This is a genomic window from Streptomyces sp. NPDC054765, assembly GCF_053612065.1.
The window spans coordinates 94,619-115,873 of the sequence record NZ_JBSHBP010000008.1 but is presented as its reverse complement, the minus strand read 5'-3'; the positions used below and the strand labels follow the sequence as shown (position 1 = coordinate 115,873).

General features: G+C 70.7%; 15 protein-coding genes and 2 pseudogenes. 8 read left to right on the top strand and 9 right to left on the bottom strand.

Going from position 1 to position 21,255, the window contains the following annotated elements:
• The first annotated feature begins 81 nt into the window (after positions 1 to 81).
• Both ACWGJY_RS08125 and ACWGJY_RS08120 read left to right on the top strand, forming a co-directional pair.
• The gene (locus tag ACWGJY_RS08125) at positions 82 to 1,158 is read left to right on the top strand and encodes a hypothetical protein (protein ID WP_453259948.1); all 1,077 of its coding nucleotides are present in this window, start codon (positions 82 to 84) and stop codon (positions 1,156 to 1,158) included.
• Positions 1,155 to 1,568: a hypothetical protein gene (locus ACWGJY_RS08120; RefSeq protein ID WP_453259947.1), complete on the top strand. Its 414-nt coding sequence runs from the start codon at positions 1,155 to 1,157 to the stop codon at positions 1,566 to 1,568. Before ACWGJY_RS08125 ends, ACWGJY_RS08120 begins: the two co-directional genes overlap by 4 nt.
• A 273-nt stretch (positions 1,569 to 1,841) precedes the next feature.
• On the opposite strand, the gene ACWGJY_RS08115 is transcribed toward ACWGJY_RS08120, so the two are convergent.
• Together ACWGJY_RS08115 and ACWGJY_RS08110 are read right to left on the bottom strand one after the other, a co-directional pair.
• The gene (locus ACWGJY_RS08115) at positions 1,842 to 3,869 is read right to left on the bottom strand and encodes a HelD family protein (RefSeq protein ID WP_453259946.1); all 2,028 of its coding nucleotides are present in this window, start codon (positions 3,867 to 3,869) and stop codon (positions 1,842 to 1,844) included.
• Between the two features lie 407 nt (positions 3,870 to 4,276).
• Positions 4,277 to 6,070 (bottom strand): annotated as a pseudogene (locus tag ACWGJY_RS08110) (SNF2 helicase-associated domain-containing protein); the annotation flags it as partial.
• A 148-nt stretch (positions 6,071 to 6,218) separates the two neighbouring features.
• Here ACWGJY_RS08110 and ACWGJY_RS08105 point away from each other — a divergent pair.
• Positions 6,219 to 6,401 carry a hypothetical protein gene (locus ACWGJY_RS08105; RefSeq protein ID WP_085925021.1) on the top strand — a complete coding sequence of 61 codons (183 nt, stop codon included), beginning with the start codon at positions 6,219 to 6,221 and terminating at the stop codon, positions 6,399 to 6,401.
• A 480-nt stretch (positions 6,402 to 6,881) separates the two neighbouring features.
• Here the strand turns inward: ACWGJY_RS08105 and ACWGJY_RS08100 are convergent, their stop codons facing one another.
• Entirely contained in the window at positions 6,882 to 7,664 is a 783-nt protein-coding gene (locus ACWGJY_RS08100; protein ID WP_453259945.1) for a hypothetical protein, read from the bottom strand.
• A gap of 480 nt (positions 7,665 to 8,144) precedes the next feature.
• Between ACWGJY_RS08100 and ACWGJY_RS08095 the strand changes: the two are divergent.
• Positions 8,145 to 8,441: pseudogene (locus tag ACWGJY_RS08095) on the top strand (oxygenase MpaB family protein); the annotation flags it as partial.
• A gap of 22 nt (positions 8,442 to 8,463) precedes the next feature.
• Here ACWGJY_RS08095 and ACWGJY_RS08090 read toward each other — a convergent pair.
• Positions 8,464 to 9,075, bottom strand: coding sequence for a class I SAM-dependent methyltransferase (locus ACWGJY_RS08090; protein ID WP_453259944.1), 612 nt, complete (start codon positions 9,073 to 9,075; stop codon positions 8,464 to 8,466).
• A gap of 326 nt (positions 9,076 to 9,401) precedes the next feature.
• Between ACWGJY_RS08090 and ACWGJY_RS08085 the strand changes: the two genes are divergently transcribed.
• Complete coding sequence (locus ACWGJY_RS08085) at positions 9,402 to 10,016, top strand: GTP-binding protein (protein ID WP_453259943.1); 615 nt, start codon at positions 9,402 to 9,404, stop codon at positions 10,014 to 10,016.
• A gap of 54 nt (positions 10,017 to 10,070) precedes the next feature.
• Here ACWGJY_RS08085 and ACWGJY_RS08080 read toward each other — a convergent pair whose 3' ends face one another.
• Positions 10,071 to 10,499: a PPOX class F420-dependent oxidoreductase gene (locus ACWGJY_RS08080; RefSeq protein WP_453259942.1), complete on the bottom strand. Its 429-nt coding sequence runs from the start codon at positions 10,497 to 10,499 to the stop codon at positions 10,071 to 10,073.
• A gap of 169 nt (positions 10,500 to 10,668) precedes the next feature.
• Between ACWGJY_RS08080 and ACWGJY_RS08075 the strand changes: the two genes are divergently transcribed.
• A complete protein-coding gene (locus tag ACWGJY_RS08075; protein WP_453259941.1) occupies positions 10,669 to 11,076 on the top strand; it encodes a roadblock/LC7 domain-containing protein in 408 nt (135 codons plus the stop codon).
• Positions 11,077 to 11,164: 88 nt separating this feature from the next.
• Positions 11,165 to 12,052, top strand: coding sequence for a DUF6397 family protein (locus tag ACWGJY_RS08070; protein ID WP_453259997.1), 888 nt, complete (start codon positions 11,165 to 11,167; stop codon positions 12,050 to 12,052).
• On the opposite strand, the gene ACWGJY_RS08065 is transcribed toward ACWGJY_RS08070, so the two are convergent.
• Together ACWGJY_RS08065 and ACWGJY_RS08060 are read right to left on the bottom strand one after the other, a co-directional pair.
• Positions 11,983 to 12,852, bottom strand: coding sequence for an acyl-CoA thioesterase (locus tag ACWGJY_RS08065; RefSeq protein WP_453259940.1), 870 nt, complete (start codon positions 12,850 to 12,852; stop codon positions 11,983 to 11,985). The genes ACWGJY_RS08070 and ACWGJY_RS08065 overlap by 70 nt on opposite strands.
• Positions 12,853 to 12,904: 52 nt before the next feature.
• Complete coding sequence (locus ACWGJY_RS08060) at positions 12,905 to 15,418, bottom strand: DEAD/DEAH box helicase (protein ID WP_453259939.1); 2,514 nt, start codon at positions 15,416 to 15,418, stop codon at positions 12,905 to 12,907.
• A 1,006-nt stretch (positions 15,419 to 16,424) separates the two neighbouring features.
• On the opposite strand from ACWGJY_RS08060, the gene ACWGJY_RS08055 reads away from it, so the two are divergent.
• Positions 16,425 to 17,216 (top strand): metal-dependent hydrolase, encoded by a 792-nt coding sequence (locus ACWGJY_RS08055; RefSeq protein ID WP_453259938.1) that lies wholly within the window; start codon positions 16,425 to 16,427, stop codon positions 17,214 to 17,216.
• A gap of 357 nt (positions 17,217 to 17,573) precedes the next feature.
• Here ACWGJY_RS08055 and ACWGJY_RS08050 read toward each other — a convergent pair whose 3' ends face one another.
• Positions 17,574 to 19,355, bottom strand: a complete 1,782-nt coding sequence (locus tag ACWGJY_RS08050; RefSeq protein WP_453259937.1) for an ABC transporter ATP-binding protein — start codon at positions 19,353 to 19,355, stop codon at positions 17,574 to 17,576.
• Complete coding sequence (locus ACWGJY_RS08045) at positions 19,352 to 21,157, bottom strand: ABC transporter transmembrane domain-containing protein (protein WP_453259936.1); 1,806 nt, start codon at positions 21,155 to 21,157, stop codon at positions 19,352 to 19,354. The genes ACWGJY_RS08050 and ACWGJY_RS08045 overlap by 4 nt, the downstream gene beginning before the upstream one ends.
• Positions 21,158 to 21,255 lie beyond the last annotated feature (98 nt).

Sequence of the window (21,255 nt, the reverse complement as noted above, 5' to 3'; positions counted from 1 at the left end):
AATAACCCCCTCCCGCCAGTAGTGCTCGCGATGCGCTCGGGCTGCTGTTCTGATCCCGAAGACGGGCAAGGGCGACACCTGATGCGCATCCAGTCCGAAGACGTCGACGAGTCTCTCGACGACGAGGACGAGCTGGAGGACGATCTTGACGACGAGCCGCATCTCCTGATCCGCAGCCGGCACTTCAAGACCGCCACCGACCCGGACACCGGCAACTACCTCCCCAGCGGAGCCGAACGAGCCGTCCGCTGGGTCGCCATCGCCCCGGTCGTCAACGCGATCAGAGTCCTCGAACGACTCGTCCCCGAGGGCGACCTGCTCTTCGGCGCATCCGTCCACAACCGGACCCACCCCAACACACGGACCGGCTCGCTGATCGCCGACACCATTCGGACTCGGATCGAGGACTTCGTGACCTGGGCCAACGCGGAAACCGACACCCACGACCTTCCAGGAGAAGTGATCCCACCCGACCCGCACGGCAGGATCGGACTGGGACGCTTCCGCCGAAGCCTTGCCTGGCACATCGCACGCCGACCAGGAGGACTGGTCGCCCTCGCCATCCAGTACGGGCACATGCGCACCGTGCTGAACACCGACGAGTCGGGCCGCTACGGCAGCCGCAGCTGCTCCGGCATCCACCAGCTCGTCGACATCGAGACCGCCCTGGCCACCGCTGATGCCGCCGCCGACCTGGCTGAGCGATTCGAAGCCGGCGAAGGCATCTCCGGTCCCGCAGCCCGCCGCGCTCTCCTCCAAGCCACCACCGGCCCCATGTTTCAAGGCGGCCTGGTCAAACGAGACTTCCCCGTCAAACACACACTGGCCCGCCGCCACCTGGCCCGGGACGGCAGCGTGCTCTACGACAACCCCCGAGCCCTCCTGCTCTGCCTGTTCAGGAGCGACAGAGCTCCCTGCCAGGAGGACGGCCGACTCTCCGAGCCCATCCTTGACCGCTGCGTCCCGAACTGCGGAAACATTGTCCGAACCGACCGGCAAGCAATCGCGCTCCGCGAACGGGCCCAGCAGTTGGAGATTGAAGCCGACCACGTTCCCGGTCCGCTGGCAGACCGCGGTCTCGCGGCAGCCCAGCAGTTCCGCGACCAAGCCGACGAACACGACCGCACCCGCTTCACTATTGAGGACATCACGGCATGAGCCCGGCACCCGACGAACGCGACCGCATTCGCGCCGCCATGGACCGCATCCTCGACGGCACACCTGAACGCTCCAACGGAGCGCTCACCATCGTCGCCCTCGCTATCGAGGCCGATGTTCCCCGCAACGCCCTGACCCAGCGGCACACCGACCTCAAGAACAAGTTCTACGACCGAGTCAGGGCCCGGGGCGGAACTCCGGATGCCGAAGTCCGGCTCCGCAGAAAGATCTCCGACCTCAAGACCACCATCGCTAACAAGAACAAGGAGATCGTCCGGCTTCGCGACGATGTCCAGGGATTCCTGGCGGAGATCACGCGACTGACCCTGGAGAACGAGGAGTTGCGGGACGTGCTCAGCGGGCGCCCGAGCAACGTCACTCCGCTGCGGGCGGGACCAGGTAGCCGGTGAACGGTAGCGTGAGACACTATCCCGCACTGCGAATCCACTACAGCCTGGTGGTCGCCTACCCGTCCGAGGCGAACCCCTCGGACGGGTAGAGCAGGTCGCAGACTCCGTCGGTCTCAGTCTGCAGGGACCTGGTAGCTGGCTCCCTCGTTGGACGACGCACGCCGGAAGGCAGGACATCAGGCTGAGCAGGGAGGCCAGGGCTACACCAGTGCGTACGTTGACGGCGTGTTGGGGCACTTGTGCGCCCGCGGCGACCACGCGGGCGCCGCGCCATCATGCGGGCTGGGTGGTGATGGTGCACAGGCGCTTGGTGGCCCGGGTCAGGGCCACGTACAGATCCCTCTCCCCGCCGGGGCGGGCCGTGATGATCTCCTCGGGGTTCAGGACGACGACCCCGTCGAACTCGAGGCCACGTGCTTCGGACGCGGGCACGATGCGTGCGTGGTCGGCGATGCCGTGAGCCGTCAACTGGCTCACCCGGGTGTCCGCGCAGATCACTCCCAGGAGTTCGTCCGGCTGCGCGGTGCTCTGGGCGCGCAGTTCCTCCACGACGGCGGTGACCAAGCCGTCCCCATGTGTGGTCACGGTGCGCGGGCTCTCACCGCTGCGCAGTGACCGTGTGGGCCGCTGGTCCGGAGCGATCCGCGCGAGCAGGTCCCGGACGCTCTCCAGGATCTCCTGCGTGGTGCGGTAACTGATCGTCAGGTCGTGCAGTCTGAACCGCGTCCCGACATGCGGGCTCAGGGCTTCCTTCCAGTCGCGTGCCGTCGTGGCCGGGCCCGACTGGGCGAAGTCACCCACCAGCGTCATCGCCCTCGCCGGGCAGTGGCGGACGATCATCCGCCACTGCATAGCGGTCAGTTCCTGCGCCTCGTCGACGACGACGTGCCCGTACGTCCGCTCGGGCGGGCCGTCGACCAGGCTCGCCGCCTCGTCCAGCAACGGCACGTCCGCATCGGTCCACGGGGCGTCCGGGACACGCAGGAGAAGGGACCGCTCCTGCGGGGTAAGGGTCGGCAGGCGCTCGGCCAGGGCGTCGGCATCCGTCAGCAGTGCCTTCACGAGGTCGCCGGGTACCAGTCTCGGCCACAGCGCCTCGACCGCCCGGTCGACACCGGCGTCGTCGAGGAGATCGGCCCCGATGGCGTCCAGGTCCAGCTCGTGGACCGGACCCGGGTCGGCGGCGCCCTCGGCACGGCGCTGGGCGACCCCTGTGAACCGGTCGAGGTTCAGGCCCGTCATCTGCTCGGCATCGGCGTCGATCTGCTCCAGGAGGTCGCCCATGTCCCGTTGCATCGCGTCGCTGACGGCGTCGACCAGGAGTTCCTTGAACGCCTGGCGCGCGGGGTTGTGGCCGGATGCGGCCGCCAGGGCGGCGGCGCGTGCAGTGGCGACCTCCTTCTCGGACAGGTGGACCAGTTCCTGCCCGACCCGGACGGTGAAGTCACCGGCGGGGGCCTGGTGGTCTCGCAGCAGGCCGGCCAGGGCGTCGGCGAGGTCCAGGCCGCCCTTGAGGCGCGCCGTGTCGAACGGGTCCACCGCGTCCGGGGACACTCCGGCCAGTTCCTGACAGGTCGCCAGATCGACGTCGTTCTCCCCGAGCGAGGGAAGGACCTGGGAGATGTAGTCGAGGAAACGGGCGTTGGGGCCCACCACGAGGACGCCTTCCTCCGCGGCGCGCGGGAACGCGTACAGGACGTAGGCCGCCCGGTGCAGGGCGACCACCGTCTTGCCGGTGCCGGGCCCGCCCTGCACCACGGTCACCCCGCGGTGGGCGGAGCGGACGATCTCGTCCTGCTCGGCCTGCAGCGTCGCGACGGCCGTGTGCATCCTGCCCGTACGCCGTGCCGACAGAGCCTCGGTCAACGGGCCGTCCCCCACGACGTCTTCGTCGGTCGGGGCGGTCCCGTCGAGCAGTTCGTCGCTCACCGAGACGACCGTGCGCTCCTCGAGGCGCAGGTGCCGGCGCCGCCGCAGATCCATCGGGTGGACCGGTGTCGCCTCGTAGAAGGGCCGCGCCGCGTTCGCGCGCCAGTCCACGAGCAGCGGCAGTTCGTCCTCCTCCGTGTGCAGTCCGATCCGCCCGATGCGCAGGGCCGTGCCGTCCGTCCAGTCGATGCGCCCGAAGACCAGCCCCTTCTCGGCGCCTTCCAGCCGGCCTATCTCCTTGGTCAGACGGTCGGCGGCGATCTCTCTCTCGTACGCCTCGCCGGCGCCGTCCGCCGGGGCCTTCAGCACACTCGCCCGGTTCGCTCGCGCCTCGGAAAGCCGCTCGGTGAGCAGCTCATACAATGAGGACACGTAACCTTGCTCCGATTCAACCGCACGCACGGCAGAATCATTTATGTTTGACAACAAGGGACTCCTTCGATTCGAGCCGCACCATACGGCCAAAGTTCCCTAAAGGTAAGTCTTGACTTACTTGTTGCGTCTATGTCCTTACGGCTGACCGCACTTCGTGTCATGCATTCTGTCGTTTCCCTTGAATGTCGGTGATATTTTGCCGTGCACGGGAATGGCAGTGAATCCACGGGAAAGGTTCGTGGTCGCGTCACGGGCCGGGACGGGGCTGGCCTGCATTCCAAATGCGGACACCGGGGGCCGCCGTGATCCGGTTGTGCGACGCGGCGAGTTGGGTGATGTTCCCGCCGCCGTGTGCGGCCCGGATGCCGGACCTCAACGACTCAACATGCTGACTTGACAGGGAAGATGAGTGTGATCGTCTTCCCCAGCCCCATGTCGTCGGCGAGACAGGCACCCAGTCCCAGCGAGGTCATCCGGTGCAGCCAGCCGAGTCCGCGCACCTGGTAGTCGCGCAGCGTCGCGGTGAGCGCCGCGGGCTGCCGTACGGGTGCGAGGTCGCTGCCTTCCGGGTCGGCGAGCCGGTCGCGCAGCCGGGCAAGCCAGCCGGCGGCCTCCACTTCCACCCGGCTGCCGTCCGCGTCCTCGGCGGTTCCGGTGAGTGCGGCGCCGAGCGCATCGAGCGGTGTGAGCTTGTGGTCCCGCCGCTCCCGGGCGGCCCGTACCGCCTCCGGGTCGATCAGTACCCACTGGTCGTGCAGCCGCACCAACGGCCGTCCCGCCTCGGCGAGCCGGTCCAGCTCACTCCTGCTGATCTCCCGGCCGCCCACCGCAAAGCGCCAGCTGAAGGAGAGCAAGGCATCCGCGGACAACAGTGACGGCAGTCCCGGTTCCGGCCCCTGCCCTCCGCCGTCGCCCTCCGCACCGGGCGGCCCCACCACGGCCCGGCCGGTCAGCTTGCGTGCCAGCTCCTTGGGCCAGTGCACCTGCACCCCGGCGGCGGCCAGTGCCCGCCCGCCCGGACCGAGCAGCTCGGCGACTTCCTCGTCGGCGAGATCCAGTGCCCCGGGCACTGCCGCGGACAACAAGGGGGTGAGCGGCGCCCACGCAGCCGCCGCACGGCGCAGCGTCAGCAAGGTGTCCCTCCGCGCCCGCGGCCCGAAGGCCTGCCCGGCGGGCGAAGTCCCCGCCCACACCTCAGCGGCATCCGCGACCGGCGTCGGATCGGTGAGGCTGTGCAATTGGACAACGGCGCTGAAGCCGATCCGGCCATCCACGGCGCCCGCGCCGACGTCACCGTCCGCCTCGCGCAGCTCCGCCGACCCGCTCCCCGCCGCTGACGACACCCCGCACGCACCGCCCTTGCCCACCCGCCCCTCGCCCCACGCACCGGACAGCGACCCACCCCGGCCATCGAGCCCCTCAGGCTCCGCGCCCTCCCTGCTCTTCCCCTTCGCACCCTCCGCGTCCACGCCGTGCACCTCCACCCGCAGCGAGATCCGCACGCCCGTGTCATGCCCCGCGGCGACATCCGCGGCCCAGGCACGCTGTTCGGGGATGTGCTGCGGCGCGGACACCGCGAAGGCCGGCGCTCCGGTGACCAGCGCCGCGCCGGGGGAGCGCGGCAGCCCGTCCGCCACCGCGTCGAGGAAGTCCCGCACCTGCCGCTCCGGATCCGGCAGCGCCAACGGATCGGAATCCGGCAGCGGAGCGGCGTGCGCGTACGGTGGCATCGCGGCGGCGAGATCGCGCAGCCGCCCGATGTCCGCCGCGTCGAGCGGGCCCAGCCGCCAGGCGTCATATCCGGCGGGACTCACCCCGGGCAGCAGCCGGCCACGCGCCGCGAGCTGCAGCGCCAGTACGGACGCGGCACCCCAGAAGGCGGCAGCCGGATGGGTGCCCCGCGCGGCCCGCGCGCGGGTGAGCACCGGCACCGCCTCGGCCACCGGCAGGACCAGGGCCGGGACCTCGCACAGCGAAACCCCGCCGTCCTCATCCGGCAGGGCCACATCCAGCCGTTCCGCCGCCGCACCTACCCGGCCCGCCGCACCATCTGCGGAAGGCGCCTCCCATACGGGCTCACCATCAGGGCGCCAGAAGGCGACCCGCCCGGCCCGTGGCGGATTCGACGGCAGGAAAACCGCTGCACAGCGGGAGAGCACGGAGAGCTGAGCGGGCGTGACCGCGGGGAGGGATGTCACTGGGTCCCGAACTCCTCAAGTTTGACTACTGGCGCCTGGAGCGCCCGAGAGTACAGGACGGCAGGCGTCTGCCTGGAACCTGCGGCGCGAAAACGGCGTTCAATGGAGTACACAGAGCGCGGCATACGCCGCGGAAGGGGCGTGAAGGATGTCCACACAGGCGAAGGTCGCGGTCGGCGGCGTCGCGGTGGGAGTGATCCTGCTGTGGCTGCTGCCCTTCTGGGCGGCCCTCTTGGTCATGGTCGGAATCCCGGCCGTCGCGTACCTGACGCTCGACTCCTCCCAACGACGCCGACTGCGCCGCGTCAGCCGCAAGCAAATCGGCCGCTGACCAAGCCGGACCCCCGCCTCACGCCGGACACGGCTCCGGTCGTACGCCCCGCCTTGGCTTACGCCTTGCACGGGGCCTGCCTCTTACGTGCCTCGCCCCATCGGGCGTGCCTCGCCCCATCGGGCCGGTGCCTCTCGCGGTTACCGATGGCCGGGGGTGGTGCGTTGTCGCTTCGCGGATGGCGCATGTTGCGCGTGGTGGGGGCTGGGTGTGGGGCTGGGGCTGGGGCTGATGGGGGCTGCCCTGCTCGGGTCGGTGCGTGTTGGGTGTGGCTGGGCTCGTTTCGCCTGGTCCTTGTGGGTGGTGGGGTCGGAGGGTTCCGGTGGGTCCCCTCCGGCCCCCGCGGCACTCACGAACCCCGCACGGCCCCAGCCCCCCACCAAGCCGGACCGCAAACGAATCACAGGGTACGAGCCTGCCGCCGTCGCCGGCCCCGCCCGCCGGCCCCGCGTCACAGACTCGCGCCAGCCCCACCCCGCCTCACACCGGCCGCGCCGCCAGCTCGTCGAGTGACAACAGCAGGCCGGGAAGCGCGGGCCCCCGGCCCACCGGATGCACCTCGCCCGGCTCGTCGTCCAGCAGCACGAACGCAATGTCATCGGTACGTGCGACCATGCTCCAGCCGGGCCCGTCGACCCGCAGCGTTCGCGCCTCACCGGCCGCGAACGACGACCGCACCCGCCCCGGCGGCGGCGGCTCGTTCACATAACCGCGCGCCTCCTCCAGCACCCGCCGCACCCCCTTGTGCGCGTGATCCCCGGGCTCGGCAAAGCTGTCCTCGTCATCCACCTGCTCCCGCCACACCGCCCACTGCATGGCGATCTCATCGGCGCCGAGCCGCCGCTGCGCAGGCCCCCACTCCTCGGCGTCCGGCGGCGCGAGCGGCGCCGGGTCGCCTTCCTCCGGCTCCGGATCGTGCGGCTGCGGCACACCCGGCGTCGATACGGCGAGCGCGAGCGGCCAGCCGGGCAGCGCTCCGACGATGCTGTCCTCCTCGGGGGACAGGTCGTACTCCATCCCGCAGTCCCATGCCGCGATCGCGCAGGCCACCAGCGACACATCCTCCGTCGCCACGGTCCAGCGCGCGCCGGCACTGTCCTGACCGAGGACCAGCCCGTAGCCCTCCGCGTACGGTTCGAGCCCGAGGCCCGCGCACACCTCTGGGTAGTCGTCGCCGAGCACGCTCGGGAACTGCGCGGGCGTCAGCAGCACCGCCGTCAGCACGAACAACTGGTCGTTGTCGGCGCTCTCGGTCGTGGGCACGCGGGCCTCCCCATCCAATCCATCGCGGAGTACGTCGGCGCACCCTAATTGGCTTGGTACGGCCTTGTCACCAGCCATACGCTGCGCAGATGTGTTTTACAGCAGCCGGATGCTCTTCGTGTGCCGGGCCTGCCGGGCCTGCCGGGCCTGCCGGGCCTGCCGGACCGCAGGGAAGAAGGCGCCGGCCTCGCAGGACCGGTCCGCCGCCCGCGGCGCCGCGCCGAGCTGATCGACCCGGGCGCCGACCCGGCGGTCCCCGAACGGCGTGACGTGGCCGGGTGGCGGCGCGCCCTGGAGACCGCATTGCGTGCGGACCTGACCTTCCACGGCGGCTGCTGCCGCGGTACGGGGCCGGGCCACAGACCGCGCACCCCGCGCGAGGTCCGGGAGGGGCCGGCGCTCGCCGACCGCACCGGCATGCCCGTCAAGAAGGCGCTCGCCGTAGTGGATCCGGCACTCACGGACCGCTACGGCGCCGAGCGCGCCCCGGTGGTGCGCGGAGCGAGCATGGCCCTCCTGGACAACGCGCTGCTGGAGGCCTTCCGCTATGAACGGCCCAAACCGGCGGTCCGGAAGGCCGTGCGCACCGCCCTGAAGCTGCGCGCCAAGGCCGTACGGCTGTTGCCGCCCCGCCGCATGCCCCACTACGCCCGCCAGAACCCGGAGATCAAGGGCTACCCGAACGGCTTCAAGGTGGCCGAGCCCGGCACCTTCCCCACCTCCCGCCGCACGGGCAGCTGCCCGGTGCCCCGCACGGACGGCCCGGCGGCGTGCTGAGACATGGTCACCGGCCGCCCGGTCACCGCCGGCGGACCGCCAGCGCGAGGTAACGGGAGTCCTCGTCCTCGTACCGGATCAGATCCCAGCCGCTGCCTGCCAGGAGGGGCCGCAGGTTCGGCTCCGCCCGTAGGTCGCCGGGGGTGACCGGGCGGCCCTTGCGGGCGGCGAGGGCGGCCCGCCCGAGGGGATGGAAGAGGGCCAGCCGGCCACCGGGGCGTACCGTCCTGGCGAGTTCAGCCAGGCCGCCCGCCGAGTCCGGCAGATGGGAGATGAGCCCGGCGGCGAACACCGCGTCCAGCGCGGCGTCGGGCAGCGGCAGCCGGGTCACGTCCGCGAGCAGCAGCGCCGCGTCACGGTCACGCCCGGCCCGTACGGCGGTTCGCAGCATCTCGGGCGTGAGATCCGCGCCCAGTACCGTCCCGCGCGCCCCCACGGCCGCCCGCAGCGCGGGCAGCGCACGCCCCGTGCCGCAGCCGGCGTCCAGGACCCGATCGCCCTCCTGGAGGCCCAGTTCGGCGACGCCCGCGGCATAGGCGGGGCCGTCGCCGGGGAACTTCGCGTCCCAGCCGGCGGCGCGCGGCCCGAAGAACGCACGGACCTCGTGCGGCCGGTCGGCGTGGTGGTCGGTCATCAAAAGCTCCTCCGGAGGCGGGACGGTCGGCGAGAGAGGCGGTGCGGGTGCACAGGACGCCCGCGACGGGCAGGGTCACCACGACGCCCAGGTTCGTGGCCCCGGTGGCGGCGCGCTGTGCAGGTCCAACTATCACGAATGTGACGGTGGGCGGGCTGCTTGATCCGAAGACGTGGCGGCTTTCGTAAACCCAGGGAAAACCGGACCGGTGAGGGGTACGGTCCTCGCCATGGATTTCGGGCGGCCCGCCGCCGGCTCCTCTCGCCGAGCCATGGATCCGCCTACACCGTGACGCGCAGGACCCTGCATCCTGGAGGAGACGGCCGATGAACGCCGCACAAGGGGCCCCGGAGGACGCAGCCCCGGCCCCCGACGCCGAGTTGACCCTGAAGATCTTAGTAGCGGGCGGCTTCGGCGTGGGCAAGACGACCCTGGTGGGCTCGGTCAGCGAGATCCACCCGCTGCGCACGGAGGAACGGCTCAGCGAAGTGGGCGAGACCGTGGACGACACCGCGGGAGTGGACCACAAGGGCACCACCACGGTGGCGATGGACTTCGGCCGCATCACCATCAGGAGGGGCCTGTCCCTCTACCTCTTCGGCACCCCCGGACAGGACCGCTTCTGGTTCCTGTGGGACGACCTGTCGGAGGGCGCGCTGGGGGCCGTGGTGCTGGCCGATACCCGGCGGCTGCAGGACTGCTTTCCGGCCGTCGACTACTTCGAGCGCCGCGCGATTCCCTTCCTGGTGGCCGTCAACTGCTTTGCGGAGGCAGGGTCCTACGGGGCCGACGAGGTGGCCCGCGCGCTGGACCTGGACCGTGGCACCCCGGTCGTGCTCTGTGACGCGCGGGATCGCGACTCCGGCAAGGAGGTGCTGGTCCGGCTCGTCGAGCACGCGGGACGGCGGCACTCCGCCCGGGTGTTGGACTCGGTGGGCTGACCGGCGGGCGGCAGGCGTGGCGCGGATGCCCGGACGGCCCGCGCCACACGCACCTCAGCCGGCCACGGCCACGAGGGCGACGACCTTGCCGATCTTTACCCGTACCACCAGCTCGCCCGGCACGCCGTTGCGGGCACCGTACTCCTCCGCACGGTCCTCGCCCATGTAACGGGCCGCGATCCGGGTCGCCCAGTGACGTACGTCCGACAGATCGTCGCTGATCTCCGCCGTCCCCTCTACGACCACGAAGGCAAACGGGGGCTGTTCGTCGTCGACGCACAGTGCCACCCTGCCGTCGCGGGCCAGATTGCGGCCCTTGACCGTGTCCGCACCGGTGTTGAACACCAGCTCGTCACCGTCCATGAGGAACCACACCGGGGCGGTGTGCGGGCTGCCGTCGGCCCGTACGGTCGCCAGTTTCCCGGTACGGGTGCCCTCCGAAAGGAACCTCTGCCACTCATCCTTCGTCATCTTGTGTGCCATGCCGACATCCTCAGCCATGCGGTACGCACAAGCTCCGCATGGCACGCCGGGCTGTGGGGCCGCTTGCCGAGACGGCGGGGGTGGGACAGGCTGGCCGGGCGGTTCGCGGACGGACCGCGCGCTGCGGTCCGGCCACGAGTGCGGACGGGGACACGGGGAGGAAGCAGCAATGGCATTGAGCAGCGGACTCGACTGGCTGCTGGACGACCTGACCAAACGGGTGCAGAAGGTGCGGTATGCGCTGGTGCTCTCCAACGACGGGCTGGTGACCGGGACGAGCGAGGGACTGGAGCGGGACGACGCCGAGCATCTCGCGGCGGTCGCCTCGGGGCTGCACAGTCTCGCGAAAGGCTCGGCGCTCCATTTCGGAATCGGCCGGGTGCGCCAGACCATGGTCGAGTTCGACGACGGAGTGTTGTTCGTGACGGCGGCGGGGGAAGGCAGCTGCCTGTGCGTGCTGGCGGGCGCCGACGCCGACATGAGCCAGGTCGCGTACGAAATGACCCTGCTGGTCAATCGAGTCGGGGAGCATCTGGGCGTGGCGGTCCGCCGGCCGGAAAGTTATCCACAGGTCTGAGGCGGTGCTTGACCCGCCGGCATCACCTGCGACTACAGTCGTCACTGTCAGTGATCGACCGAGTTGCGGGGGAAGCGACATGACAGTGATGTGCGACGGGCGGCAGACGCTCACGACGGGGCGGGCGGCCCGCGAACTGGAGCTGAGGACCGGCGAGTTCGAGCTCGCCACTCAGCTGGGAGAAGTGCGGACGGTCCCGGCCGGGACCGACGACCGGCCGGGAGGCAGCGGATCGCTCGGCCGACGCCGGGTCCCGGCGGAGGAGATCGCCCGGCTGCAGGCCGAGCCGGACTTCCCGGACGCGCTCCGCGACCGGATCCGCACGGTCAGCACGACCGAGGCCGCCGCACTCATGGGCATCGGGCCCGGCAGGGCGGTGCGTCTGACCCGGGCCGGCTGCTTCGGCCCCGTCCGGTTCTATGTGAACCGCTTCGGCGCGGTGGTCTGGCTCTATCTCGCCGCCGAGGTCGCCGCCTTCGCCGACCGTGAACCCGACCTGATGCGGGGCAACACCCCGGCCGCGATGCGGGTGATGCTCGACAGCGGACAGGACTGGCGGGCCCGCCAGTGGCGCAGCCGCCGGGTGGCCCAGCTCATGGGGCTGACCGACGACCCCTGGGAAGCGGCAGCGGTGATCGCCGCCGTGCTGCCGCCGGAGGAGCTGGCCTCGGTGGCCGAGAACCCGCTGGAACGGTCCCAGCTGCGGCGGCTCAGGCCCACCCTGGCGTCCGTGATCACGGTGACCCCGGCCGCCAGGGAATCCTTCGAGCGCGTACTGACGGCGGATGAGTTCGACGAAGTGCTGTGGTACCGCGTCCATCTCTCCCGCTGCCTGGAAAGGGCCCGCCGGGACGATCCGGGGCGGCTGCGGGCACTGGCCGCCGTGCCCTCCGCCGCCCGTCCGGGTCAGTCGCCGAGTTTCCTGAACAGCCCTTCCTGGACGACCGAGACCAGCAGTCTGCCCTCCCGGTCGTAGATCCGCCCGCGGGCCAGGCCCCGGCCACCGGTGGCGATCGGCGACTCCTGGTCGTAGAGGAACCACTCGTCCGCGCGGAACGGACGGTGGAACCACATCGCATGGTCCAGCGAGGCCATGTCGAACCCCCGCGGCCCCCAGAGCGGCTCGACCGGGATGCGGACGGCGTCCAGCAGCGTCATATCGCTGGCGTAGGTCAGCGCGCAGGTGTGCACGAGCGGATTGTCGCCCAACGGCCCGACCGCGCGCATCCACACCGCGCTCCGCGGCTCCGCACCCTCGATCTCGTCCGGTGTCCAGCGCAGCCGGTCGGCATACCGGATCTCGAACGGCATCCTGCGTGCCATCCGCTCCAGCGACGCGGGCAGATTGAGCAGGCGCTCGCGGACCTCTTCCGCGACTGTCGGCAGCTCCTCCGGGTCGGGCACCACCCGACGCAACGGCAATTGGTGATCGAAGCCGGCTTCCGGCTTGTGAAAGGAGGCGGTCAGATTGAAGATCGTGCGTCCCTGCTGGACGGCGACGACCCGGCGGGTGGTGAAGGACCGCCCGTCGCGGACCCGCTCGACCAGATACACGATCGGCACGCCGGGCCGGCCCGGCCGCAGAAAGTACGCATGGAGCGAGTGGACCGGGCGGTCACCTTCCGTGGTCCGCCCGGCAGCCACCAACGCCTGGGCCGCGACCTGCCCGCCGAAGACCCGCTGCAACGATTCCTGCGGGCTGCGGCCCCGGAAGATGTTCACCTCGATCTGCTCGAGATCCAGCAGATCGACCAGCATTTCGGCGGGATTGGTCATGACCGGTGGCCCTCCGTCAGATCCTTCGGCGGCCTCGGTCGAAGCCGTCGCCTCACAACTGACCCACATCCGTGACCCGCACCACCGCGCGACCCTCCTCGTCGGAGGCGGCCAGATCCACCTCCGCGGAGATGCCCCAGTCGTGATCACCGTTCGGGTCGGCGAAAGTCTGCCGCACCTTCCACAGCCCGTGCTCGGCATCCTCCTGAATCTGCAACAGCTTCGGGCCGCGCGCGTCCGGACCGGTGCCCAGCTCGTCGTATTCGTCCCAGTAGGCGTCCATCGCCTCGCCCCAGGCATCCACGTCCCAGCCGGAATCGGCATCCATCGCGCCGAGCTCCTCGACCTTGTCCAGCGCCGCCAGCTCCACCCGCCGGAACATCGCATTGCGCACCAGCACCCGGAACGCCCGCGCGTTCGAGGTGACCGGCCGGACCTGATCCGCCCGTTCCGCGGCCTGCTCCGCCGTCTCTTCTTCCGGGTTGGCGAGCTGCTCCCACTCGTCCAGCAGACTGGAGTCGACCTGCCGCACCATCTCGCCCAGCCAGGCGATGATGTCCTGGAAGTCCTCGGACTTCAGATCGTCCGGCACGGTGTGGTCCAGCGCCTTGAACGCACTCGCCAGGTAGCGCAGCACGATCCCCTCGGTGCGTGCCAGCTCGTAGTGGGACGTGAACTCCGTGAAGGTCATGGCGCGTTCGTACATATCGCGGATGACCGACTTCGGCGACAGCGGGTGGTCGCCGACCCACGGGTGACTCTTGCGGTACAGGCCGTAAGCGTGGAAGAGCAGCTCCTCCAGCGGCTTGGGGTACTCGACATCCATGAGCCGTTCCATGCGCTCTTCGTACTCGACGCCGTCGGCCTTCATCTCGGCGACCGCCTCGCCCCGTGCCTTGTTCTGCTGCGCGGCCAGGATCTGGCGCGGGTCGTCCAGGGTGGATTCCACGACCGAGACCATGTCCAGCGCGTAGGACGGCGACTCCGGGTCGAGCAGGTCGAACGCGGCCAGCGCGAACGTCGACAGCGGCTGGTTGAGCGCAAAGTCCTGCTGGAGATCCACGGTCAGCCGGACGATCCGGCCCTCCGCGTCCGGCTCCGGCAGCCGCTCCACGATCCCGCCGTCGAGCAGCGAGCGATAGATCGCGATGGCCCGCCGGATGTGCCTGAGCTGGTTCTTGCGCGGCTCATGGTTGTCCTCGAGGAGCTTGCGCATCGCCTCGAAGGCATTGCCCGGCCGGGCGATCACGGACAGCAGCATCGCATGCGTCACCCGGAAACGGGAGTTCAGCGGCTCCGGATCGGAAGCGATCAGCTTCTCGAAGGTGTTCTCACCCCAGTTGACAAAGCCCTCCGGCGCCTTCTTGCGCACCACCTTCCGGCGCTTCTTGGGATCGTCGCCCGCCTTGGCCAGAGCCTTCTCGTTCTCCACGACATGCTCGGGAGCCTGCCCGACCACAAAGCCGGCGGTGTCGAAGCCGGCCCGGCCGGCGCGGCCCGCGATCTGATGGAACTCCCGCGCCCGCAGCGTCCGTACCCGCGTCCCGTCGTACTTGGTCAGCGCCGTGAACAGCACCGTCCGGATGGGGACATTGACGCCCACACCGAGGGTGTCCGTACCGCAGATGACCTTCAGCAAGCCCGCCTGCGCCAGCTTCTCGACGAGCCTGCGGTACTTCGGCAGCATGCCCGCGTGGTGCACGCCGATGCCATGGCGGACATACCGCGACAGGTTCTGGCCGAACTTCGTGGTGAACCGGAAATTCCCGATCAGCTCGGCGATCTGGTCCTTCTCGGCCCGTGTACACATATTGATGCTCATCAGGGCCTGCGCCCGCTCCACGGCGGCGGCCTGGGTGAAGTGCACGATGTACACGGGGGACTGGCGGGTCTCGAGCAGTTCGGTGAGCGTCTCCGTCAGCGCCGTCGTGCGGTACTCGTACGACAGCGGCACCGGCCGGGTGGCCGAGCGCACCACCGATGTCGGCTTGCCCGTGCGCCGGGTCAGATCCTCCTCGAAGCGCGACATGTCGCCGAGCGTCGCCGACATCAGAATGAACTGTGCCTGTGGCAGTTCCAGCAGCGGAATCTGCCAGGCCCAGCCACGGTCCGGCTCGGCATAGAAGTGGAACTCGTCCATCACGACCTGGCCGATGTCGGCATCCTTGCCGTCACGCAGCGCTATCGAGGCGAGGACCTCGGCGGTGCAGCAGATGACCGGTGCATCGGCGTTGACCGAGGCGTCACCGGTGAGCATGCCGACGTTCTCGGTGCCGAACAGTTTGCACAGATCGAAGAACTTCTCCGAGACCAGCGCCTTGATGGGGGCGGTGTAGAAGGTGACCTGATCATTGGCGAGGGCGGTGAAGTGCGCACCGGCCGCCACGAGGCTCTTACCGGAGCCGGTGGGGGTGGAGAGGATGACGTTCGCCCCGGAGACCACCTCGATCAGCGCCTCCTCCTGGGCAGGGTAGAGCGAGATGCCCTGCTGCTCGGCCCAGCTCGAAAAGGCTTCGAAGAGGGCATCGGGGTCGGCGTCGTTCGGGAGATGATCGATGAGGGTCACGCCCCCATACTGCCTGCCTTCGGCCCGGATCAGGGAACCGAAGACCCAGATGGGGATCGGCTGAAGATCGACAACGCCGAATGCCGCCCGCCCGGACGGCCCCCGGACCCGGCCGTCCCGCCCCCGGCACCGGCCCAAGACGCCACCCCGGCGATCCTGACCTGCGAAGACGTACCGCACGGCAGCGCAGTCGGAGGCGGGTACGGTGCAGCACTCTTACGCTCCGTGCGATGTCAAGGGTGCGCCCTTGTTGCCCACCGTCACCCTCTGCATCGCAGCGCAGCCGGTACGTGTCAGAGATCACGCACCGTAGGAGGTCGGCGAGGTCGGCGAGGTCGGCGAGGTCGGCGAGGTCGGAGAGGTGGGCGAGGTGGGCGAGGTGGGCGAGGTCGGTGAGGCCGGCAGGGCCGGTGAGAGCCGGCAAGGCCGGCGGAGGAATCGCCTCGTCCGGATCGGGGGTGGGGGCTGACCGGGAGGCCTGATCAAGGAAGCGGGGGCAAGAAAGCGGGGGCAAGAAAGCCGTTCGGAAAGCTGTAGACGAGGTCAAGTAAGGCAGGCGAGCCGGGCGGCTCGGGCCGTTCCTGCATGGGGCGTCCGTCTCGGGGACGAGTGCGTCGACAGCAGCCGTTGGAGGCGATGGGGAGGGGGAGGGGGAAGGGGAGGGGGAGGGGGAGGGGGAGGCCCCCCAAGGATGAGGACCACCCGCACAGTTGGCGCAGTAGATACAGCGCACTCCGCCGGCGCCGGCCGTGACGAACGCCAGGAAGCTGCCGGTGCTCAGCAGTTGGCACGCAGTCCGGCGCTTCTCCGCCGGCCGGTCCTGCTGACGTTCCGCTCACGCCCCCGTCCGGGGTTGGCTCACCCCCTCCTCGTACGGAGATCATCTGACGCTACGCTGAGTCGCCGACCGGGCGTCAGGGGCGCGGTGCGGCAGTGCGAGAGGCGCACCGTGCGCGCAGGAGAACAAGCGCAAGACAACGTAAGAGAACAAGGGGTGGGAACAACCATGATGGGACCGGCACACTCGCTGTCCGGGGCCGCGGCCTGGCTGGGGGTGGGCGCGGCGGCGGCTGCCGCCGGACATCCGATGCCCTGGCCGGTGCTCGTCTGCGGGGCTCTGATCTGTGCCGGTGCGGCGCTCGCCCCGGACCTTGATCACAAGTCCGCGACCATCTCGCGGTCCTTCGGGCCCCTCTCGCGGACGCTGTGTGAAGTGGTCGACGCCATCTCGCACGGGGTCTACAAGGCGACCAGGATGCGTGGTGACTCGACCCGCAACGGAGGGCACCGCACGCTCACCCACACCTGGGTATGGGCCGTTCTGGTCGGTGGCGGGATGTCACTGCTGGCGATGCGGGGCGGTCGCTGGGCGGTGCTCGGCATCCTCTTCGTCCATATGGTGCTCGCCATCGAGGGGCTGCTGTGGCGAGCGGCCCGGGTCTCCAGCGATGTGCTGGTGTGGCTGCTGGGCGCGGCTTCGGCCTGGATTCTGGCCGGCGTTCTCGACCAGCCGGGCAACGGAGCGAGCTGGCTGTTCGACGAACCGGGGCAGCAGTACCTCTGGCTGGGCCTGCCGGTCGTCCTCGGCGCGCTGGTCCATGACATCGGCGATGCCCTGACCGTCTCGGGCTGCCCCATCCTGTGGCCCATCCCGATAGGCCGTAAGCGCTGGTACCCGGTCGGCCCGCCCAAGGGCATGCGCTTCAAGGCCGGTAGCTGGGTGGAGCTGAAGGTACTGATGCCGGTGTTCATGCTGCTGGGCGGCCTCGGCGGTCTGGGCGCCCTCGGATACCTCTGACGCACGCGGCGCCGGTGGAGGGGGAACCGGCGCACGGTCCGGGGCTGGGTCCGGGGCTGGGTCCGGAGCCGGAGCCGGAGCCGAGCGTGAACACTCGGGCGGGGCATCGTGGCGATCGCACACCGGCTGCACACCGTCCGCCCTACCACCAGGTTGCGCAGGTTGTGGTGGTGCCTGCGGCCTTGCACCCCCGCGCGGCCGCGAACACCCACCCGTCACCAGCGCTCATGATCACCTGGGCCCCTCCGCCCGAGGGGAATGGTCTGCACAGCGCACTCACGACAACGGCGGGTCGGCAGGGCCCCGGACTTTCGGCAGGGCCCCGGACGTGGGGCCCTGCCGCTGCTGCTTGCCGCATCAGCCGTGCCAGGACCGCCAGAGCGCCGCATAGGCGCCACCGGCGGAGACCAGCTCGTCGTGGCTGCCCAGTTCGCTGATCCGGCCCTCCTCGACGACCGCGATCACATCGGCGTCATGCGCGGTGTGCAGGCGGTGGGCGATCGCCACGACCGTACGGCCGTCGAGCACCCTGCCCAAGGAGCGCTCCAGGTCGCGGGCCGCCCGCGGGTCGAGCAGGGATGTCGCCTCGTCGAGCACCAGGGTGTGCGGATCGGCGAGCACCAGCCGGGCCAGCGCGATCTGCTGGGCCTGGGCGGGCGTCAGCGGGTGCCCGCCGGAGCCGACCTCGGTGTCCAGCTCCTTGTCCAGGGCCCGCGCCCAGCCATCGGCGTCCACCGCCCCCAGCGCGGCCCACAGTTCGGCGTCGGCGGCGTCGCTGCGAGCCAGCAGGAGGTTGTCGCGGAGCGAGCCGACGAAGACATGGTGTTCCTGGTTGACCAGTGCCACCTGCTCGCGGACCCGCTCGGCCGGCATCGCGGAGAGCTCGGCCCCGCCCAGGGTGACGGTGCCCGCCCGGGGACCATAGATACCCGCCAGGAGCCGGCCCAGCGTCGACTTGCCGGCGCCGGACGGCCCGACGAGCGCCAGCCGGGTCCCCGTGGGAACCCGCAACGAGACCTCACGCAGCACATCGACGCCCGCACGGTAGCCGAAGCTCACCCCGTCGGCGTGGACGTCCCTGCCGTCCGGGACCTGCTCCGTACCGGCGGCCTCCGGTTCGATCTCCCGGACCCCGACCAGCCGCGCGATGGACACCTGGGCCACCTGCAGCTCGTCGTACCAGCGCAGGATCATGCCGACCGGCTCGGTCATCATCTGCGCCAGCAGCGCCCCCGTCGTCAGCTGCCCCGGAGTGATCCAGCCCTGCAGGACGAAGGCGCCGCCGAGCAGCAGCACCGAGCCCAGGAGCAGCACATGCGTCAGATCGACGACGGGGAAGAGCACCGTGCGCAGAAACAGGGTGTAGCGCTCCCACTGGGTCCACTCATGGATCCGGCGTTCCGACAGCGTGATCCGGCGGGCGCCCAGCCGATGGGCCTCGACCGTACGTCCGGCGTCCACGGACTCGGTGAGCACCGCGGACACCGCGGCGTAGCCGGCCGCCTCCGAACGATAGGCGCCCGGCGCCCGCTTGAAGTACCAGCGGCAGCCGGCGACCAGCAGTGGCAGCGCGATCAGTACGGACAGCGCCAGCGGCGGCGCCGTCACGGTCAGCCCGCCGAGCAGCAGCACCACCCACACCACGCCGATGGCCAGCTGCGGTACGGCCTCGCGCATCGCGCTGGAGAGCCGGTCGATGTCGGTGGTGATCCGCGACAGCAGATCGCCGGTACCGGCCCGCTCCAGGACGCCCGGCGGCAGCGCCACGGAGCGGACGAGGAAGTCCTCGCGCAGATCCGCCAGCATCCGTTCGCCGAGCATCGCCCCGCGCAGCCGGACCATCCGGACGAATACCGTCTGGGCGGCCAGCGCGACGGCGAACAGCACAAGGGTGCCCTCCAGCGGGAGGTCCCGGGCACCCGCGGCCAGCTTCTCGACGACCCCGCCGAGCAGATAGGGGCCGGCCATGGAGGCGATCACCGCGGCGGCGTTCACCACGACGAGCACGGTGAACGCCGTGCGGTGACGGCGGATCAGCCCGCCGACGTAGGTGCGTACCGTGGCCGGTGAACCGACGGGCAGGGTGGTGAGGGTCTGCGGGGCGTCCGGATCGTGCTCCGGCGGCGCCAGGCCGATCATGCGCTCTCCTCGGTCTGGCCGGCCGACATCGCCGGCGCGGGTTCCGTTTCGCGGGTGACGACCGCGCGGTAGGCGGGATGGCTGTGCAGCAGTTCACGGTGGGTGGCCTCGGCGACGGCCTTGCCCTCCTGGAGGAACACCACCTGGTCGGCCTGTTCCAGGAGAAGCGGGCTGGAGGTCAGCACGACGGTCGTACGCCCCGTCCTGATCTCCCGCAGACCATCGGCGATCCGGGCCTCGGTGTGCGCGTCGACGGCACTGGTCGGCTCGTCGAGCACCAGCACCTCCGGGTCGGTGGCCAGCGATCTGGCGAGCGCCAGCCGCTGGCGCTGCCCGCCGGACAGTGACCGGCCGCGCTCGGTGATGTGGGTGCGCATCGGGTCTCCCGAGTCGTCGGCGGATGCCTGCGCCAGCGCCGTCAGCACATCACTGCACTGGGCCGCGGCCAGCGCCTTGGTGGCGTCCACCCGCCCGGAGGCCGGTACGTCGAGCAGTTCGCCGAGCGTGCCCGAGAGCAGCATCGGGTCCTTGTCCTGGACGAGTACGGCCTCACGGGCGGTGTCGCGCGGCAGATCGTCCAGCGGGGTGCCGCCGAGGACGACGGACAGCAGGCCGCTACCGTCACCGTCACCGTCGTCGTCGTGTCGCGGCGGGTGTCCGCCGAGGCGTTCGGCGAGCCGGCCCGCGGTGTCCGGGTCGCCGCAGACCACCGCGGTCAGCTGGCCGGCCGGGGCGGTCAGGCCGCTGACCGGGTCGTGCAGATCACCGGTGGGTGTCGTCCCCCGGCCGGTGGCCCGGCCGCCGGCCGGCCGGGTCTGTGCCAGTACGCGGGCCGTGCGCTTCGCGGACGGCTTGGCGAACGAGTAGGCCTGGGCGATCTCTTCGAAGTGCCGGAGGGGGAAGAGCAGGAAGGCGACCGCGCCGTAGATCGTGACGAGATCGCCCACGGCGATCGTGCCGTCGAGGGCGAGCCGGGTGCCGTACCAGACCACCGCGATGAGCAGCAGGCCCGGCAGCAGTACTTGGACGGCCGAGATCAGCGACCACATCCGGGAGCTGCGGACGGCGGCCTTCCGTACGTCCTGGGAGGCGCTGCGGTAGCGGCCGAGGAAGAGTTCCTCGCCGCCGATGCCGCGCAGTACGCGCAGTCCGGCGACGGTGTCGGAGGCCAGTTCGGTGGCCCGGCCGGCCTGCTCGCGCTGGGCGTCGGCGCGCCGGATGGCGGGCGGCAGCAAGGGCAGCACGGCCAGGGCCACCACGAGCACGCCGACGGCTACCAGCAGTCCGAGTTCCGGTTGATAGAGGGCCAGGGCAACGGCGACGCCGACCGTGGCCACGGCGGCGGAACCGAACCGGGAGAGCGCCTCGACGAACCAGCCGATCTTCTCCAGGTCGCCGGTGCTGACGGCGACGATCTCGCCGGCCGCCACCTGCCGGGTCATGGCCGGGCCCAGTTCCGTGGTCTTGCGGGCGAGCAGCTGCTGCATCCGGGCGACGCCGGTGATCCAGTTGGTGACGGCCGCGCGGTGGAGCATGGTGCCGCCGACCGCGATCAGTACGCCCAAGGCCATGATCAGGCCGCCGGCCAGGAGGAGCCGGCTGCTGTCGCGGTCCACCACGGCCTGCACCGCGAGTCCCACCGGCAGCGGGAAGGCGGCGATGCCGCCGACGTTCACCAGCCCCCAGGCGAGGGCCTTGAGCTGGCCGCCGAGCTGTTGTGCGCAGAGCCACAGAAGGAAGGCGCCGCCCGTTCGGACGTCCGGGACGCCCGGGTCGGGATGCGGAAGGTCGCGAATGTGCATGATGTCCCAGGCCAAGTCGTGGTGAGTGGTCGGCAACGGGCCGTCCCGGCAGGCGGAATACCCCTCTCGCTCGTCTTGTGTCCGGCGGAGGTTCTGGA